The 17769-nt window shown below is 68.8% G+C and carries 16 protein-coding genes; 8 read left to right on the top strand and 8 right to left on the bottom strand.

Annotation, left to right across the window (positions count from 1 at the left end):
* The 4 genes from ACQW02_RS03560 to ACQW02_RS03545 all read left to right on the top strand — a co-directional run bounded on the left by ACQW02_RS03560 (position 1) and on the right by ACQW02_RS03545 (position 3667).
* Complete coding sequence (locus ACQW02_RS03560) at positions 1-1077, top strand: tartrate dehydrogenase (RefSeq protein WP_431283901.1); 1077 nt, start codon at positions 1-3, stop codon at positions 1075-1077.
* Positions 1074-2048 (top strand): tripartite tricarboxylate transporter substrate-binding protein, encoded by a 975-nt coding sequence (locus tag ACQW02_RS03555; RefSeq protein WP_431283900.1) that lies wholly within the window; start codon positions 1074-1076, stop codon positions 2046-2048. The genes ACQW02_RS03560 and ACQW02_RS03555 overlap by 4 nt, the downstream gene beginning before the upstream one ends.
* A gap of 374 nt (positions 2049-2422) precedes the next feature.
* Entirely contained in the window at positions 2423-3259 is an 837-nt protein-coding gene (locus ACQW02_RS03550) for a hypothetical protein (RefSeq protein ID WP_431283899.1), read from the top strand.
* A 63-nt stretch (positions 3260-3322) separates the two neighbouring features.
* Positions 3323-3667: a DUF1244 domain-containing protein gene (locus tag ACQW02_RS03545; RefSeq protein ID WP_431283898.1), complete on the top strand. Its 345-nt coding sequence runs from the start codon at positions 3323-3325 to the stop codon at positions 3665-3667.
* A gap of 4 nt (positions 3668-3671) precedes the next feature.
* Here the strand turns inward: ACQW02_RS03545 and ACQW02_RS03540 are convergent, their stop codons facing one another.
* Positions 3672-4433, bottom strand: a complete 762-nt coding sequence (locus tag ACQW02_RS03540) for a VIT1/CCC1 transporter family protein (RefSeq protein ID WP_431283897.1) — start codon at positions 4431-4433, stop codon at positions 3672-3674.
* A 109-nt stretch (positions 4434-4542) separates the two neighbouring features.
* Here ACQW02_RS03540 and ACQW02_RS03535 point away from each other — a divergent pair, with 109 nt between their 5' ends.
* On the top strand, positions 4543-5616 hold the full coding sequence (locus tag ACQW02_RS03535) for a calcium:proton antiporter (protein WP_431283896.1): 1074 nt from the start codon (positions 4543-4545) through the stop codon (positions 5614-5616).
* A gap of 258 nt (positions 5617-5874) precedes the next feature.
* Here ACQW02_RS03535 and ACQW02_RS03530 read toward each other — a convergent pair whose 3' ends face one another.
* From ACQW02_RS03530 to ACQW02_RS03510, 5 genes are all read right to left on the bottom strand, one after another.
* Complete coding sequence (locus ACQW02_RS03530) at positions 5875-7470, bottom strand: DUF6311 domain-containing protein (protein ID WP_431283895.1); 1596 nt, start codon at positions 7468-7470, stop codon at positions 5875-5877.
* Between the two features lie 16 nt (positions 7471-7486).
* Positions 7487-8509: a type I glyceraldehyde-3-phosphate dehydrogenase gene (gene gap, locus ACQW02_RS03525; protein WP_431283894.1), complete on the bottom strand. Its 1023-nt coding sequence runs from the start codon at positions 8507-8509 to the stop codon at positions 7487-7489.
* Between the two features lie 16 nt (positions 8510-8525).
* Positions 8526-10568 carry a transketolase gene (tkt, locus tag ACQW02_RS03520; protein WP_431286002.1) on the bottom strand — a complete coding sequence of 681 codons (2043 nt, stop codon included), beginning with the start codon at positions 10566-10568 and terminating at the stop codon, positions 8526-8528.
* 88 nt (positions 10569-10656) lie between these two features.
* The gene (locus ACQW02_RS03515) at positions 10657-11760 is read right to left on the bottom strand and encodes an AbrB family transcriptional regulator (protein WP_431283893.1); all 1104 of its coding nucleotides are present in this window, start codon (positions 11758-11760) and stop codon (positions 10657-10659) included.
* Positions 11761-11940: 180 nt separating this feature from the next.
* Positions 11941-12327 (bottom strand): DUF6636 domain-containing protein, encoded by a 387-nt coding sequence (locus ACQW02_RS03510; RefSeq protein WP_431283892.1) that lies wholly within the window; start codon positions 12325-12327, stop codon positions 11941-11943.
* Positions 12328-12371: 44 nt separating this feature from the next.
* Here ACQW02_RS03510 and ACQW02_RS03505 point away from each other — a divergent pair, with 44 nt between their 5' ends.
* Entirely contained in the window at positions 12372-13562 is a 1191-nt protein-coding gene (locus ACQW02_RS03505; protein ID WP_431283891.1) for a phosphoglycerate kinase, read from the top strand.
* A gap of 49 nt (positions 13563-13611) precedes the next feature.
* Positions 13612-14571 (top strand): tripartite tricarboxylate transporter substrate binding protein, encoded by a 960-nt coding sequence (locus ACQW02_RS03500; protein WP_431283890.1) that lies wholly within the window; start codon positions 13612-13614, stop codon positions 14569-14571.
* A gap of 72 nt (positions 14572-14643) precedes the next feature.
* On the opposite strand, the gene ACQW02_RS03495 is transcribed toward ACQW02_RS03500, so the two are convergent.
* Entirely contained in the window at positions 14644-15615 is a 972-nt protein-coding gene (locus ACQW02_RS03495) for a Bug family tripartite tricarboxylate transporter substrate binding protein (RefSeq protein WP_431283889.1), read from the bottom strand.
* A 197-nt stretch (positions 15616-15812) separates the two neighbouring features.
* On the opposite strand from ACQW02_RS03495, the gene ACQW02_RS03490 reads away from it, so the two are divergent.
* Positions 15813-16607 (top strand): carboxymuconolactone decarboxylase family protein, encoded by a 795-nt coding sequence (locus tag ACQW02_RS03490; RefSeq protein ID WP_431283888.1) that lies wholly within the window; start codon positions 15813-15815, stop codon positions 16605-16607.
* Between the two features lie 26 nt (positions 16608-16633).
* Here ACQW02_RS03490 and ACQW02_RS03485 read toward each other — a convergent pair whose 3' ends face one another.
* Positions 16634-17716 (bottom strand): anhydro-N-acetylmuramic acid kinase, encoded by a 1083-nt coding sequence (locus tag ACQW02_RS03485; RefSeq protein ID WP_431286001.1) that lies wholly within the window; start codon positions 17714-17716, stop codon positions 16634-16636.
* Between the last annotated feature and the right edge of the window lie 53 nt (positions 17717-17769).

Raw genomic sequence — 17769 nt, 5'->3', positions numbered from 1 at the left:
ATGCGCCACCATCGCATCGCCGCCATCCCGGGCGACGGCATCGGCAAGGAAGTCGTGCCCGCCGCCCTGGAGGTCCTGACCGCCCTGGCCGCCCGCGAGGGCGGTTTTTCCATCGAAGCCACCCATTTCGACTGGGGCAGCGACTACTACCGCGCCCATGGCAAGATGATGCCGGACGATGGGCTGACGACCCTGAAACCCTTCGATTCCATCCTGTTCGGCGCCGTCGGCGATCCGAACCTGCCGGATGACCTGACGCTCTGGGGCCTGCGGCTGAAGATCTGCCAGGGCTTCGACCAGTATGCGAACATCCGCCCGACTCGCGTGCTGCCCGGCCTGCAATCCCCGCTGCGCGACCTGCCGCCCGAAGGTTTTGATTGGCTGATCGTGCGGGAGAATTCCGAGGGCGAATACGCCGGCCACGGCGGCCGCGCCCATCGCGGCCACCCTGAGGAAATCGCCACCGAAACCTCCATTTTTACCCGCGCGGGCGTTACCCGCATCATGCGCTACGCTTTTGCTGCCGCCGCCGCCCGGCCGCGCAAGCTGCTGACGGTCGTCACAAAATCCAACGCCCAGCGCCACGGCATGGTGCTGTGGGATGAGATCGCGGCCGATGTCGCCCGCGAATTCCCCAGCGTCACCTGGCAGAAGGAACTGGTCGACGCGATGGCGGCCCGCATGGTCCGCCGCCCCGAAAGCGTGGACACGGTGGTCGCCACCAACCTGCATGCCGACATCCTGTCGGACCTGGCGGGCGCGCTGGCCGGGTCGCTGGGCGTCGCGCCGACCGGCAACGTGAACCCGGAACGCGCCTTCCCCTCGATGTTCGAGCCCATCCACGGCTCCGCCTTTGACATCATGGGCAAGGGCATCGCCAACCCGATCGGCACCTTCTGGTCGGCGGCGCTGATGCTGGAGCACCTGGGCGAGGCCAAGGCCGCTGCGTCGTTGATCGCCGCGATCGAAAAGGTCACGCTGGAAGGCCGCACCCTGCCCGCCGACCTGGGTGGATCGGCCAATACCGCTGCCGTCACCGCGGCCGTCGTCGCCGCCATCGAAGGGAGGAACGCATGATCCGCCGCGCTATCCTGGCCCCCACTTTCTTGGCGCTGACGCTCCTGGCCGGCCCGGCCATGGCGCAGCGTTTCCCTGACCGACCCATCACCATCACCGTGCCCTTCACCGCCGGCGGGCCGACCGACACCATCGCCCGGCTGACCGCCGAGGCGATGGCGCGCGACCTCGGCTCACCGGTGGTGGTCGAGAATGTCACCGGCGCGGGCGGCACCATCGCAGCTGGCCGCATCGCCCAGGCGCGGCCGGATGGGCACAGCCTGCTGATCCACCACATCGGCATGGCGACCACGGCCACGCTGTACCGGCGGCTGGCCTTCGACGTGCAGACCAGTTTTGTCCCGCTGGGCCTGGTGTCCGACGCCGCCATGACCATCGTCACCCGCCCCGACTTCCCGGCCGAGGATCTGGCCGGGCTGGTCGGCGTGATGCGGGCGCGGAAGGATGCGCTGAACCTTGGGCATTCCGGCCTGGGCGGGGCCAACCAGCTTTGCGGCATGCTGTTGCAGCAGGCGGCGGGGGCGCAACTGACCACCATCGTCTACCGCGGCAGCGCGCCCGCGATCACCGAGCTGATGGCCGGGCGGCTGGACGTGTTCTGCGACCAGGCGACCAATACCGTGCCCTATCTCGCCGACCGCCGCATCCGGGGCTACGCCGTGTCCACCATGGCCCGCGTGCCGGGGATCGACCTGCCGACCGCGAACGAGGCCGGGCTGTCGGGGTTCGAGATGTCCACCTGGCACGGGCTCTACGCCCCGCGCGGCACCCCGCCCGAGGTCGTGGCGCGGCTGAACACCGCGATCCGCGCGGCGATGCGGGATGAGCGGCTGCGGGCACGCTTCGGCGAATTGCAGACCCAGGTCGCGACCGAGGCCCAGGCCGATCCCGCCTATCACGCGCGGTTCCTGGCGGCCGAGGTCGCCAAGTGGCGCGTGGCCATCCAGGCGGCCGGCGAATACGCTGATTGACCAGCTTTCGTATGGGTTTTTGCACTTTCGGACAAATGCCCAGGGGTGCGACGCAGGCCGCCTGGATCGCGTAGGTGAGGTAGCATCGGCCGGGGCGAAAGACAAGGAATATTGTCCTTCGTTCCGGCCGCCCAACCGCAGCCATCGCCTGCGCCCCGCAAATGAACACCCGAATAGGTTGAGTTCCGGGCGATATTTTCGCCCAACCGCGATTGACGGCACGGTGATAACCGTGAACCCTGCTTCGTGTCGCCCGGCTGCGGATCACAGTATCCAGACGGACCCCAACCAGGATCAAGAAGATGAATCGCGAAAAAGTAATGCGTGCTTTTTCCCGTTTATCGCTTTTTCTCTGTCTTGATGTCGCGGCGAGTATGGTTGTTTCGCAATATGCGGCGGCCCAGACGGTCACTGTGCCGAGCCGCGGCTTCTACATCGGCGCTGGTGGCAGTTATAATTCCGTCGGCTTTGGCGCGCAGGACGCCTTTGCCATGGGCACATCGGATATCTACCAGCGTGGCGCCCTGGTCTCGACCGGTGAAGCCGGTGGCCCGGCACGGATCTACATGCCGCGCGAATCCGGTTTCGCCCCCTCCGCACAGGCGGGGTATTTCCAGCATTTCCCGGGCAGCAATTGGCTCTGGGGAGGCAAGTTTTCGTACAGTCATGTCGCCGTGGACTCCACGGTCCAGGACGCGCGGATCCATCAGGTCGGGTCCTTCGCGCAAGTCGGCAGCGGCAGCCAGATCCCCTTTACCGGCAATGTCGTCGTCCGGTCCTTCGAGACCAGGCTCAATCATCAACTGACACTGACGCCCTTCCTGGGCCGTTCCTATGATCGAGGCTTCTTCTATGTCGGTGCCGGGCCGACGCTCACGGAGAGCGAGACCAGCATGAACGGCATGATCGGCTTTGCCGACATCAATGGCGACCGGACGAATGTGTCGGGCCCGCCGGCCAATTTCTCCGGCACCTCCTGGGTGGCGGGCGCGGCCTTTGTGGTGGGTGCCACCTATTTCTTTGATTCGGCCTGGTTCATGGACTTCACCTACACCTATTCCGTGACCGGCACGGCGAAGATGGATTTCTCCGGCCCCTTCACCAATCCCAACGCCGACCAGGGCGTGACGACGATCGGCGTGCTGTCCGGCAATTCGTCCGGCAGCCTGAGCACGCAGGGGCTGACCATCACCATCAACCGGGCCTTCTGATCGCGCGCTTGAGCCATCGGCGGTCCCGCGCCATGTGTGCGGCCAATCGCACGGAGCCCCGCCATGCCCGCACAGCCTGAAGCCGACCTCACCCTGGGTGCCGCCGCCGCGATGGATGCGGCGACCCGCGAAAGGCTGGAAGCCGCCGCCTTCCGCAAGATGATCGCGCATCTGCGCGCGCGGACCGATGTGCAGAACATCGACATGATGAACCTGACCGGCTTCTGCCGGAACTGCCTGTCGCGCTGGTATCAGGAAGCCGCCGCCGATGCCGGCATCGCGCTGGAAACCCCCGCCGCGCGGGAAGTGATCTACGGCATGCCCTATGCCGATTGGCAGAAGGCGAACCAGACGGAAGCGACCCCGGCGCAGAAAGCGGCCTTCGCCGCCGGCAACCCGGGGCACTGACGCATTACCGGCTGGCCACCCCGGCCACGACGAAGGCCAGCGCCGCCGCCGCGACCCCGACCCCCAGCGCCTGCGCGGCACCCGGCCCTGGCGGCAGCCCGGTCGCGCGGGCCTTCAGCCAGCCGAAGCCGGTCAGCGCCACGGCGGTCAGCACGGCGGACAGGATCAGCGCCGGCCTTGTCCCGCTGAACAGCATGTAGGGCAGCAGCGGGATCAGCCCGCCGGCGACATAGGCGCCGCCCATGGCCATCGCGGAACGCTGCGCCAGGCCCGATTCGGGTTCGGTCATCTCCAATTCGAACCGCATCATGAAATCGACCCAGGTGTCGGGGTCGGCGCAGATCGCGTCGGTCGCGCCGGTCAGGATGTCGTCGCGCAGGCCCTGGCGATGCAGAATGACCAGCACCTCCCACCGTTCGCGGTCGGGCCAGTCGTGGATTTCCTGCGCTTCCCGCCGGCGTTCGGCGGCGTAGTGCGCGATCTCCGTGCGCGCCGCCAGAAGCCCGCCCATTCCCTTCGCGACGCAGCCCGCGGCGATGACGGCCAGGCCAGCGGTGACGATCAGCGGGTTCGACGCCACCGTGCCGGCCAGGCCCGCCGCCAGGGCGAAGGGCACCGTCAAGCCATCCGCCACGCCGATGACGATGTCGCGCACCGTCTGGCTGCCGGCGAAATGGGATTCGGGCGCGGGGCCGGGCGGCGGCGGCGGCAGCCCGTCGCGCCAGGACGGGCGTGGCTTGTCGGGGGTCGCGGCGTCATGCGGCATGGCGCCAACCTAACCGCTTCGTGGCAGGACGGGGAAGTTTCCCCCGTTATTGGTTGGCCCGGGCGAGCACCTGTGCCACCAACATCCGGATTTAATTGGGGATGTTGGCATGGCGGGAAGCGCGAAACACGGCCTGCCCTGGTGGTCCTGGGTGTTCCCGATCCTGGCGCTGGGGCTGGTGCTGCTGCATCCGGACCCGCTCGGCGTCGGCGGCGTGGTCATGGGGCTGGCCCTGATCGGTGCCGTCTTCGCGGGCGTGCACCATGCCGAGGTCGTCGCCCATCGCATCGGCGAGCCCTTCGGCAGCCTGGTCCTGGCCGTCGCCGTCACCGTCATCGAGGCCGGGTTGATCGTGTCGATGATGCTGGGCGGCGGCAAGGAAACCGTGGCGCGCGATTCCGTCTTCGCCGCGCTGATGATCGCGCTGAATGGCATCGTCGGCCTGGCGCTGGTGCTGGGGGGCGCGCGTTATCTGGAACAGGGGTTCCAGGCCCGCGCCGCCGCGGCCTACCTGGCCGTGCTGGCGGCAATGGCGACCTTGACCCTGGTGCTGCCGAACTACACCGCCTCGACCCCCGGGCCGGTGTTCAACACGGCGCAACTGGTCTTCGTGTCGGTGGTGTCGCTGGTGCTGTATGTCGTGTTCCTGTTCGTGCAGACGGTGCGCCACCGCGAATACTTTCTGCCGGAGGCGGATGACGCCGATGGCATCGCCGACCCGCCCAGCCTGCGGGCCACGTGGATGTCCGCGGGGCTGATGCTGCCGGCGCTGGTCGGCGTCGTGCTGCTGGCCAAGTTCCTGGCCCCCGCGGTCGAGGCAGGGGTCGCCGCGGCCGCCGCCCCGGTGTCGGTCGTGGGCGTCGCCATCGCGGCGCTGGTGCTGCTGCCGGAGGGGTTTTCGGCGGTGCGCGCGGCGCGGCGGAACCGGTTGCAGACGTCGCTGAACCTGGCGCTGGGCTCGGTCATCGCCTGCATCGGCCTGACCATCCCGGTGGTCGCGGTGGTGGCGATCTGGCTGGGCCAGCCGCTGGTGCTGGGGCTGCGGCCGTCGGAAACGGTGTTGCTGGTGCTGACCCTGTTCACCGCCGGGCTGACCCTGGGCAGCGGACGGACGACAGTGTTGCAGGGCGCCGTGCACCTGGTGATCTTCGCGGCGTTCCTGTTCATGGCGGTGGTGCCGTAATGGGGAAGTCGCGCTTTGAAAGGGGCTTCGCCCCTCTCAAACTCTCCCCACCAAGGGACCGTGGCCCCTTGGAACCCACGCTGTTGGTAAAATAAAGGGAGGGGCATGGAGCACGTTGCACCAATGGCGTGACCTTGATACCCCTCCCTTTATTTTACCAATACTCCGCCGGTCCAGGGTGGCGGCCCCTGGTGGGGGAGGCGTGGAGGGGGCGAAGCCCCTTCCACTGGCGCAACCGTCCCATTACTGCCACGACCGTCAGCGGCAGAGGGTCACGTCGCCCACCTGCCCGCAGCGCGCCACCGCATCGGGCACCAGCGGCGCCAGGCTGGGCTGGGCGAGCGGCAGGATCAGCCGCACTTCGCCTGGTGCCAGGGGGGCGGAGGCCAGTGTGGCGTCCCGGCAGACCGGTGGGTTGCGCCAGCGGGCGACATACATGGTGCTGACCGGCACGGCGCGTTCGGAGGCGAGGGCCAGGACTTCCAAGAGGCGGGTCAGGGTGTCGCCGTCGCGGGCGGCATCCACGCAGGGCCAGCTTGGCAGCAGGGTCAGGGTTTGGGCGCCGGCAAAGGCGTCGCGCAGGGCGGGGGCATCGACCGTCCAGGGGGGGCGGGCGGCGGCCCAGTCGGCGATGGCGCGGCGCAGGGGGGCGGCATCGGCGAATTGCAGCAGGCCGGCGACCAGGCAAAGGGCGGGGGAAATCCGCGCCAGCAGGACGAAGCCGCCGATCAGCAACCCATAGGCGACGGGCCAGAAGAAGCGGCCGGAACTGCGGAACTGTTCCAGGAAGCCCGGGGCCTGGCCAAGGTCCAGGATGAGTCTGTCACCGAAGCCGACCTTGTGACTGACGGCGAGCAGGGTCAGCGCGAAGAGCGCCAGCACCAGCCCCGCATGTGCCCGCATTCCGGCGAAGGCCACGCCCGGTCGCGCCAGCACGCCCACCAATAGGGCAGCCAATAGCCCAAAGCCCAGCCAGTTGTAGCCTTCCCAGCCGCCATGCCCGGTTGCATCCAGTTGCGGCGACCAAGGCCAGCCGATCAGCCCCGATCCCGCCGGCCAGACCGGCGACAGCAGGTTCATCGCGAACTGCCCATAGCCACCATCGCCGGCGGCGCCGAGGTAGCCGAACCCCGCCATCACCCCGACCATCGCCACCAGCGCCACGCCGACCGCGACGCCGGATGCGAGGAAGGAGTTTCCACGCAGCAACCGCGTCAGCGGCACGGCGCCGAGCAGGGCCAAGGACATCGCGGCGAGATAGGGGTGGATCAGCAGGGTCGCGACCTGCGCCAGGATCGCCGCGGCCCAAAGCGCCGCATTCGGGCGCACGACCAGGCGCAGGTAGAAGCCAAGCGCCACCAACAGCACGAAATGCCCGGTCAACGCGGCGTGCCCGAAACGCCCGATGAAGGCGGGCATCGATGCCGCCGCCAGCGCGACGCCGATGGCCGGCAGCAACCGCGTCTCCCCTGCCCCGCGCAGCGCCCAGACGGCAGCGACGGGTTGCAGCAGCCAAGCCAGGCCGCCGAACAATCCGACGCCGTGGAAGCCGGGCGGCAGGACGCCGCGAATGGTTTTGAGTGCCAGCGTCAGAAGCGGGATGACGTCAGCAAAAACGGTGTTCACCCCACCTTCCTGCGTGTTCAACGTCAGGGCCAGGGTGGGCGGCCAGCGCCAGGGCTCGGCCAGCAGATAGCGTTGGGCGACGATATGCTGCGCGGTGTCGCCCACGGGGCGCCAGTCGAAGCCGGCGCGGGGGAAGAGCACGTCGAGCGGAAAGACCCAAAGCGCCAGCGCGGCCCCCAGCAGGAGAGCCGCGCCATAGGCAAAGACAGCGCGCGGCGCCGAAGTCATGGCGCCGCGCGGGGTTTCACAGGCTGCCGAACAGCGCCGCGGTGTCGCTCATGCGGTTCGAGAAGCCCCATTCATTGTCGTACCAGGACATCACCCGCACCAGCGCGCCATCGACCACCTGGGTCTGCGTCGCGTCGAAGGTCGACGACGCCGGGTTGTGGTTGAAGTCGATGCTGACCAGCGGGGCGGTGTTGTAGCCCAGGATGCCCTTCAGCGGGCCGCTCTCGCTGGCCGCCTTCATCACAGCGTTGATCGCTTCCTTGGTCAGGCCCTCGGTCTTGGCCGGCACGAAGTCGAGCGAGACGAGCGACACGTTCGGCGTCGGGATGCGGATGGCGGTGCCGTCCAGCTTACCCTTCAGTTCCGGCAACACCAGGCCCACGGCCTTGGCCGCACCCGTGCTGGTCGGGATGGCGGAAACGGCGGCGGCGCGGGCGCGGTGCAGGTCCTTGTGCAGCGTGTCCACGGTGTTCTGGTCGCCGGTATAGGCGTGGATGGTGACCATGTAGCCGCGCAGGATGCCGAAGTTGTCGTGCAGCACCTTGGCGATCGGGGCCAGGCAGTTGGTGGTGCAGGAGGCGTTGGAGACGACCGTCATCTCCTTCGTCAGCGTCTTCTCGTTCACGCCATAGACGATGGTCGCATCGGCGTCCTCACCGGGGGCCGAGATGAGCACCTTGCGCGCGCCGGCGGTGATCAGGGCTGAAGCCTTGTCCTTGGCGGTGAAGATGCCCGTGCATTCCATCGCGACATCGACGCCCTGGAACGGAACCTTGGTCGGGTCGCGTTCGGCGCTGACGACGATGGGCGCATAGGTGCGGCCATTGGCGGTGATGATCAGCTTGTTGCCGTCGACGACGACGTCGCCGGGAAAGCGGCCGTGCACGCTGTCGAAGCGGAACAGATGCGCATTCGCCTCGACACTGCCGAGGTCGTTGATCGCGATGCATTCGACATCGCTGCGGCCGCTTTCAATCATGGCGCGCAGCACAAGCCGCCCGATGCGTCCGAACCCGTTGATCGCGACCTTCACGGCCATGTCTGTCTTTCCCTTTTCAGGTGTTGGTGGAAATGCGTTTGCGCGCCGCATTCGCGGCCGCCTCCGCGGTGATGCCGAAGTGCTGGTACAGCGCCTCGGCTGGCGCACTGGCGCCAAAGCCCGTCATGCCGATGAAGGCGCCATCGGCGCCGAGCCAGCGGTCCCAGCCGAAGCCGATCGCGGCCTCGATCCCGATGCGCGGGGCGGTGCCGAGGGTCGCCTCGCGATAGGCTTCGTCCTGCGCGCCAAACAATTCCCAGCAGGGCAGCGAGACGACGGCGGCGGGCAGGCCCTCGGCCTCCAGCAGGTCGCGCGCGGCCATGGCCAGTTGCACTTCCGACCCCGTGGCGATGAAGGTCGCGCGGCGCGGGCCGGAGGCTTCGGCCAGCACATAGCCACCACGGGCGCAGCGGTTTTCCGCCGTGTCGGTGCGCAGCGTCGGCAGGCCCTGGCGCGACAGGGCGAGGACGGAAGGCCCTTCGTTCCGGCGCAGCGCCAGGTCCCAGCATTCCGCCGTTTCCATCGCATCCGCCGGGCGGAAGACCGACACGTTCGGCATGCAGCGCAGGCTGGCGAGGGTTTCGACCGGCTGGTGCGTCGGGCCGTCTTCGCCCAGGCCGATGCTGTCATGCGTCAGCACGTGTATGACGCGCTGGTGCATCAGCGCCGCCAGGCGCAGTGCCGGGCGCAGGTAGTCGGCAAAGATCAGGAAGGTGCCGGAATAGGGAATGATGCCACCATGCAGCGCCATCCCGTTCATCGCGGCGGCCATGCCGTGTTCGCGGATGCCCCAATGGACGAAACGGCCGGCGAAATCGCCCGGGCGGATCGCGGGGATGCCCTTCACATTGGTGTTGTTGCTGCCGGTGAGGTCGGCGCTGCCGCCGATCATTTCCGGCACGGCGGGCACCAGGGCTTCCAGCGCCTTCTGGCTGGAGATGCGGCTGCCCTCTTTCGGCTTCTTCTCGGCGATGGAGACGCGCAGCGCGTTCAGCGCCTCGGTCCAGTTGTCCGGCAGGCGGCCCTGAGTGGCGCGATCAAAATCGCCCTTCTGGGGGTGCTTGGCCAGGCGCTTGAGCCAGGAACGGCGGGTGCCGCCCGAACGGGCGCCGGCGGCGGCCCAGGGGGTGCGCAGGTCGTCGGGGACCTCGAAGGGCGCATGCGTCCAACCGAGCGCGGCCTTGGCGGCGGCGGCTTCGGCGCCACCCAGTGGCGCGCCGTGGCTGCCGGCGGTGCCGGCCTTGGTCGGGGCCGAAAAACCGATGATGGTGCGGCAGGCGATGATCGTCGGCTTCTGGGACCGCATGGCCTGGGCGCAGGCGGCGGCCACGGCTTCATGGTCATGCCCATCGACGCGCTTGGTCGCCCAGCCGTAGCTGGCAAAACGCTTCAACTGGTCGTCCGACGAGGACATCGACAGGTCGCCGTCGATGGAAATGCCGTTGTCGTCCCACAGCACCGTCAGCTTCGACAGGCCGAGGTGGCCCGCCAGCGACGCCGCTTCGTGGGAAATCCCTTCCATCAGGTCGCCGTCGGAGGCGATGACCCAGGTGCGGTGATCGACCAGCGACCGCCCGAACCGTGCCGCCAGGTGCCGTTCCGCCAGCGCCATGCCGACGGCGGTGGCGATGCCCTGGCCGAGCGGACCGGTGGTCGTCTCGATCCCCGGATGTTCGCCGTATTCGGGGTGGCCGGCGGCGACCGAATGCAGTTGCCGGAACTGCTTCAGATCCTCGATCCCCATCCCGGCATGGCCGGTCAGGTGCAGCAGGGAATAGAGCAGCATCGACCCATGCCCGGCCGAGAGCACGAAACGGTCGCGATCGGGCCAGCGCGGGTCGGCGGCGTCGTATTTCAGGAAGCGCGACCACAGCACCGTCGCGACATCGGCCATGCCCATCGGCATGCCGGGGTGGCCGGATTTGGCGGCCTCGACCGCGTCGATGGCCAGGGCGCGGATGGCATCGGCCATGCGCCGCGCCTCGGTGACCGGACGGGCCAGCACTTCGGCCTGGGCGGCGAGCGCCGGGTTGGGCGCGTTGGGATCGGCGGGGGGCAGGCTGGCCAAGGGGGCGGGTATCCAGAGGCTGCGAAGGCGCCGTGGCTATAAGACGGGGGGCCGGTATCGGCAACCGAGGGTGGTGCGCTCAATCCCCCGCGGCGGGTGAAAACCCCTGGGCCGAGCGGTGAAAGCGGTCCGACAGGAAGCGCGCCAGGGGTGGGGCGATCAGGATGACAAGGATCAGCCGCGCGGTCTGCAAGGCCATGACGAAGGACATGTCGACATGGCTTGCGGCACCGATCGCCGCGATGGAATCAAGTCCGCCGGGGCTCATCGCCAGGAAGGCGGTCAGCGCGTCGATGTTCAGTTCCCACATCAGCACGAGCGAGACCAGGCCGCAGAAGCCGATCAGCACGACAGTCGTGAAGATGATGCGCGGCAGTGCCGCGGCGGCCAGCACCAGGACCGGCCGGGTAAAGCCCAGGCCGATGCTGCAGCCGATGACGGCGTAGCACAGGGTTATTAGCCAGCGGGGTATCTGCAGATCGACCAACCCCGCGCCATGCAGCACCGCGCCGAAGACCAGCGGCAGCAGCAATGGCCCGGCGGGCACGCGGAACCGCCGCCCGATAAAACCGCCCAATGCCGCCAGCACCAGGGTGGAGGCGAAGGCCAGCGGCTCGATGGCCGGGAACATCGGCGGGACGGGCACCGATGCCGGCAGCCCGCCGGCGAGCCAATGCGCCAGCAGCGCCGCCGTCACGGCGACGCCGGCCACGCGCATATATTGCATCAGCGCGACCAGCCGGATGTCGGCGCCAAAGGCCTCGGCCATCACCACCATGGCGGCGGCGCCGCCCGGGGCCGCGCCCCAGATCGCGGTGGTGCCCGGCAGCACGCGCCAGGACATCATCAGCCAGCCCAGCGCGCCGCTGGCCAGCAGGGTCGCGACCACGGCGGCCATGATCACCGGCCAGTCATGCACGAAGGCGACGATGATCCCCGGCGTGACCAGGGTCGCGATCAGGCAGCCGACGATCGACTGCGCGCCCACGTGCCACAGGCGGGGCAGTCGGATGCCGCCCGCGAAAACGCCCACGAGGATACCGGCCAGCATGGGGCCGAGGAGTTGGGACGCCGGCAGGTGCATCGCCTGCAAGCCCGGCGTGATCGTGGCCGCCAGCAGCACCAGCGCCAGCCATTTGGCCCAACGCGGCAGCAGCGATGCCTGGCCCAGGAAGTCCCACATGCCAATCGCCTTCCCAAGCCCAACGAACCGAAATGACCAGGCGCCCGCCTGCGGGGCCGCGCGCCCCGTTCTAGGCCATGCAAACGCCGTGCTGGCCATGCCCAGTCTGGCACCCCTCACCGGCAGGTCTTGCATGCGTCGTCATCGGGACTGGCCGGCCGGGTTGTTCAAACCGGCAATTCAGAACAGCCGTAGCTGCGTCCGGGCCATGTCGAAGCCGCGGCCATCGGCGTTGACGCAGCGCAGGCCCGTCGGGGCCGCGGTGCATTCGATCCCAGCCATGCGCCAAGCCGTGCTGTAGCCCAGCACGGCGGAGCCCGGGTTCATCACCCCATCGCTATGGCACAGGCGTTTCACCGGGCCACGTGGGCCAATTTCGACCGAATTGCCCCATTCCGCATCGCAACCGCGCGGTCGGGGCGCCGGCGCAAAGCTGTAGGAGAGGATATCGCAGCGCAGTGATTCGCCCTGCCAGCCGCAATGAATGTTGCCGGAGGGCAGTTGGAACGTGTCCTGGGCCGATGCTACCACCGGAAGCAACACCAGAATCGCCCATAAGCGCTTCACGAAAACCTCCCTCGCCACGCCATTGCGCCAGGATTGTCGAAGACATGCCCTTCCAAACGATTGATGCACTGGATGCCACCGGCAAGCGCGTGCTGCTGCGCGCCGACCTGAACGTGCCGATGAAGGACGGGCGCATCACCGACCGCACCCGTATCGAGCGCCTGTGCCCGACCATCCGCGAACTGGCCCAAAAGGGCGCGCGCATCATTGTATGCAGCCATTTCGACCGGCCAAAGGGAAAAATCGTGCCGGAGATGTCGCTGGCCCCGATGGCCGAGGCGCTGTCCGAGGCGCTAGGCCGCCCGGTGACGTTCGCCGCCGATTGCGTCGGCCCGGTGGCCGAGGCCGCCGTCGCGGCGCTCGCCGATGGCGACATTCTGCTGCTGGAAAACACCCGCTTCCATGCCGGCGAGGAGAAGAACGACCCGGCCCTGGCCGCCGGCCTGGCAAAGCTGGCCGATGCCTATGTGAACGACGCCTTTTCCGCCGCCCATCGCGCCCATGCCAGCACGGAGGGCGTCGCCCACCTGCTGCCATCCTACGCCGGCCGGCTGATGCAGGCGGAGTTGGAGGCGCTGGATGCGGCGCTCGGCCGGCCCTCGCGCCCCGTGGTCGCCATCGTCGGCGGCGCCAAGGTCAGCACCAAGCTGGACCTGCTGGGCAACCTGTCGGCCAAGGTCGATGTGCTGGTGATCGGTGGTGCCATGGCCAATACCTTCCTGGCCGCACAGGGCGCCGCGATGGGCAAGTCGCTGCAGGAAGCCGAGATGCACGCCACGGCCCTGGAGATCCTGACCACGGCCAAGGCCAACAACTGCGAGATCCTGCTGCCGGTCGACCTGGTCGCGGCCCAGGAATTCGCCGCCGGATCGCCGCACCGCACCGTGCCGGCGATGTCGGTGCCGGAGGGCACGATGGCGCTCGATGTCGGGCCGCAGACGGTGGAACTGATCGAGGCGCGGCTGCGCGGCGCCGGCACGCTGGTCTGGAACGGGCCGCTCGGCGCCTTCGAGATCCCGCCCTTCGATACGGCGACGGTGGCGATCGCCGAGATGGTGGCGGGGCTGACAGCCTCGGCCGGGTTGAAGTCGATCGGCGGCGGCGGCGACACGGTATCGGCGCTGAAGCATGCCGGGGTGGTGGAACGGCTGACCTATGTGTCCTCGGCCGGTGGAGCCTTCCTGGAATGGCTTGAGGGCAAGACCCTTCCTGGCGTCGCAGCCCTGGGCGGGTAAGCCGGTTTGGTTCATGCTCGGGGGTGGGAGAAGGAAACCACCAATGCGCATGAACCGCAGAACCCTGCTGGCTGGGCTGGCAGCGCCGAGCCTTGCCACGGCGCAAACCGCGCCCGCCTGGTCGCCCGACCGCCAGATCACGATGATCGTGGCCTTCGCCGCCGGCGGCGGCACCGATACCGCGGCACGCACCATCGCGCGCTTCATGGAACAGCATCTGGGCCAACCCGTCGTGGTGCTGAACCGCCCCGGTGCGGGCGGTGAGATCGGCTTTGCCGAACTGGCCCGCGCGCGGCCGGATGGGCTGACCATCGGCTTCATCAACACCCCGCATATCGTGACCCTGCCGATCGAGCGGCGGACGCGGTTCGCGCTGGATGATTTTACGTTGATCGCCAATATCGTCGACGATCCGGGCGGGCTGTGGGTGCTGGCCGATAGCGAGATCCGCGACCTGGCGGGCTTGCTCGCCGCCGCCCGCGCGCGGCCGGACGCGATCGGCTACGGCAGCACCGGCATCGGCAGCGACGACCACCTGGCCGTGCTGGCGCTGGAACGCGCGGCCAATGTGCGCTTCCTGCACGTGCCCTTCGGCGGCAGCGCGCAGGTGAAGCAGAACCTGCTGTCGCGCGCGATCCCCGTCGCCTGCATGAACATGGCAGAGGGGATGAACGAATTCCGCCAGGGCATCATGCGGCCCCTGGCGCAGATGGGCATGACGCGGTGGGAGGTCGCGGCCGAAGTGCCGACCCTGCGCGAATTGGGGTTCGACGTGGTCGAAGGATCGATGCGCGGCATGGCCGCCCCCGCCGGCATGCCGGCGCCGATCCTGGCGCGGCTGTCCGACGCCCTGGCCAAGACCGTCGCCGACCCCGAATTCCAGCGCATGGCGGCGACCCAAAGCCTGCCGCTGCGATTCCTGGGGCCGGAAGCATATCGGGCGGAACTGGTGGCCATGCGGGCGAAGTATAGCGCGCTATGGGCGCAGCATCCGTGGCGGGAGGGGTAGCGGGTTGGTGGAAGGGGGGAGGCCCCCCCTTTGTTCGGCCACCAGCCAGGGCGTCCTCGGCCTGGCGTGCGGTTAATCCAGCCGGACGCCCAGTGCGCCGATCAGTTGTCCCCATCGGGCGAATTCGCTTTGGTTCATCGCGACGAAGGTGGCGACATCTTGCGTTTCAATGGTCGCACCTTGCTGTTCCGCGCGCGCGAGCAGCGCCGGGTCCGACATGGCGGCGACGGCGGCCTGATGCAGCCGGGCAAGCACCGGGCCCGGCAGTCCGGCCGGGGCGTAGAGCCCGTACCAGTAGGGCATGCCCAGGTCCGGAAAGCCTTGTTCGGTGAAGGTCGGCAGATCGGCCAATACGCCGATCCGGCGCGCGCCGGCCGTGCCAAGCGCCTTGATCCGCCCGTCGCGCACCAGGGCGAGGTAGGGCCCGACGCTGTCGAAGGCGAAGTCGATGTCGCCGCGCATCAGGCCTTGCTGCATTTCCACCGTGGTACGGTAGGCCACATCGGTGACATCCACGCCGGCCTGCACGCGGAACTGTTCCGCCGACAGATGCGTGCCGTTACCGCGGCCGGTGCTGCCGAAGCGCATGGGTTCGCGGGCCGCCTTGGCCCGGGCGACCAGGTCCTGGACGCTGGTGAAGCCTGCGGCGGGGTTGGCATAGAGCAGGATACGGCCGCGCATCAGCAGCGTGATCGGCTGGAATTGATCCGGTCGATAGGGCGTGCGGCTGAACAGGTTCGGGTTGGCGGCAAAGACGGTGGAACCGCCGAAGAGCAGCGTATAGCCATCAGGCCGCGCGTTCGCGACAGCCTCCGCGCCGATCATGCTGGAGCCGCCGGCCTTGTTCTCGACCACGACCGGCTGGCCCAGGACCGGCGCCATGCCCTGTGCCAATTGACGCCCCAGGAGATCGGGCTCGCTGCCCGGCCCATAGGGCATGATCAGGCGAACGGCGCGGTCCGGAAAGGCTTGCGCGCGCGCGCCATCCGGCAGGAAAAGACCGGCCGCGAGGGCTGCGGTCGCACGGCGGCTGAACATGGGCATGGCGCATTCTCCCCAAAGTGTCTCCTCGTCTCCGGCGTGGCACACCGGATCGGGCGATTTTCAAGGGATCGTAGAAACAGACCGATCGGTCAGTCAACTCTTCTGATTGATTGTTTGACCTATGGACTTTGGCCATCGGCTTTGCCACGCTGCCGACCAAGCGGTCAGCATGGCACCGCGTGATGGAGGAAACGCGCGTGACCAGCCACCCGCCAGCCCCGGCCGCCGCCATCGCATCCGACAGCGCGGAGCTGACGCCGGACCAGGTGGCCATGAGGGATGCCTACATCCGCGCCCGCGGCTACTGGAAGCCGTGGACGGAAGGGCTGCTTCGCATGAGCCCCAATTTCCTCAACGCCTACGCGGCCTATGCCGGTCACCCCGCGGCGCATGGCCCGCTGTCCCCGCTGATGTGCGAACTGATCTACGTCGCGCTCGACGGCTCAGGCACCCATCTTTTTGAATCCGGCCTCAAGCTGCATATGCGCCTGGCGCTGGAGCGCGGGGCGACGCCGCTTCAGGTGATCGAGGTGTTGCACCTGGCCACGATGCAGGGATTGGATGGGGTGGCCCTGGGCCTCGACATCCTGGTCGAGGAACTGGAAGCGGTCGGCCAGTCCCTGCCCCCGCCCGACCCCGCGCATGCGGCGCAGCGCGCTGCCTATGAAGCCCGCTTCGGCGATTGGCCGATATTCTGCGAGCGTATGCTACGCCTCGATCCGCCCTATTTCGCCGTGATGCTCGACCTGCTGAGCTGCCGGGAGGCCGGCGAAGGGCTGGATGAGAAGACACGGGCGCTGCTCAGCGTGGCGCTCTCCTCCTGCTTCACGGAACTCGCCGCCGATGCCGCGCGGCTCCATATCCGGCGCGCCTTGCGCCTGGGCGCGACACGGGAGGAATTGCTCCAGGTCCTGCAAATGACGGCGCACCTTGGCGTTCATGCCTGCTCGATCGGCGTGCCCGCGCTGACGGAGGTTTTGGCCCGCCGGTAGCTTCGGGCTCCCTCCGTCCACAGGCCCTACAGCAGCGACCCGACCAGGCGCCCGCCTGTCATCGCCCGTGGTGCACCGGTCGTGCCCGGGAATGTCAGTGGCAGGCCGCGTGTGACGCGGGCGGCCAGGAAGCCGAAGGCCTGGGCTTCCAGGGCATCGCCGTCCCAGCCGGCGACTTCGACCGCGCGGACGGGGGCTTCCAGCGCGCCTTGCAGCGCCCGCATCAGCCCCGGGTTGCGCCGGCCGCCGCCGGCGACCAGCCATTGCAGGGGTGGTTCCGGAAAATGGCGCGCGGCGGCGGCGACGGCGCAGGCGCAGAAGGCGGCCAGGGTCGCGGCGCCATCGGCGGGCGACAGGGCGCCGGCGCCGGCTTCGCGCAGGGCGCGGTCGAAATCCAGGCGGTCCAGGCTTTTGGGCGGGGGGGCGGCCAGGTAGGGATGCGCGAGCAGGCGCCCCAGCACGGCGCCATCGGCCTGGCCCGCCAGCGTCAGCCGGCCGTCGCGGTCGTAATCCTCACCGGTCGAACGCCGGGCCCAGTCGTCGAGCGGGCCGTTGGCGGGACCGGTGTCGAAGGCCATGAGGGTGCCATCGGGGCCGATCCAGGTGACGTTGGCGACGCCGCCCAGGTTCAGGATCGCCAGCGGTTTCGGCAGGGGTGCGGCCAGGGCGGCGTGGAAGGCCGGGACCAGCGGCGCCCCCTGCCCGCCCGCCGCGACATCGGCGCTGCGGAAATCGAAGGCGACGGTCATGCCGGTCGCGCGGGCGAGTTCGGCGGCATCCCCGATCTGCCAGGTGCGGGGGGTCGCACCGCCTGGCTGGTGCAGGATCGTCTGGCCGTGGAAGCCGATGACATCGGCATAGAGGCCGAGGGCGGAGACGGCCTCCGCATGGCGATGGGTCAGGCGGGCGGTGCAATCCAGCAGGGCGGGATCATCGGCGGCCAGGCCAGGCGCGCGGTCCAGCAGCAGCCGCAGGTCCCGCCGCAGCGCCGGGCCATAGGGCAGGGTCAGCGCGGGGCCGAGGCGGCTGATGGTCGTGCCGTCGGTTTCGACATAGGCGGCATCGACGCCGTCCAGCGACGTGCCGCTCATCAGCCCGATGGTGCGCAGGATCACGCTTTCCGCGCGGACAGAGGTATCGGCCAACATGCGCATCCCGCCAT

It is taken from the genome of Humitalea sp. 24SJ18S-53, from assembly GCF_050632385.1.
Lineage (GTDB): Bacteria > Pseudomonadota > Alphaproteobacteria > Acetobacterales > Acetobacteraceae > Humitalea.
Note: the sequence above shows the minus strand (reverse complement) of the source record. Positions and strands in the feature narration are given on the sequence as shown.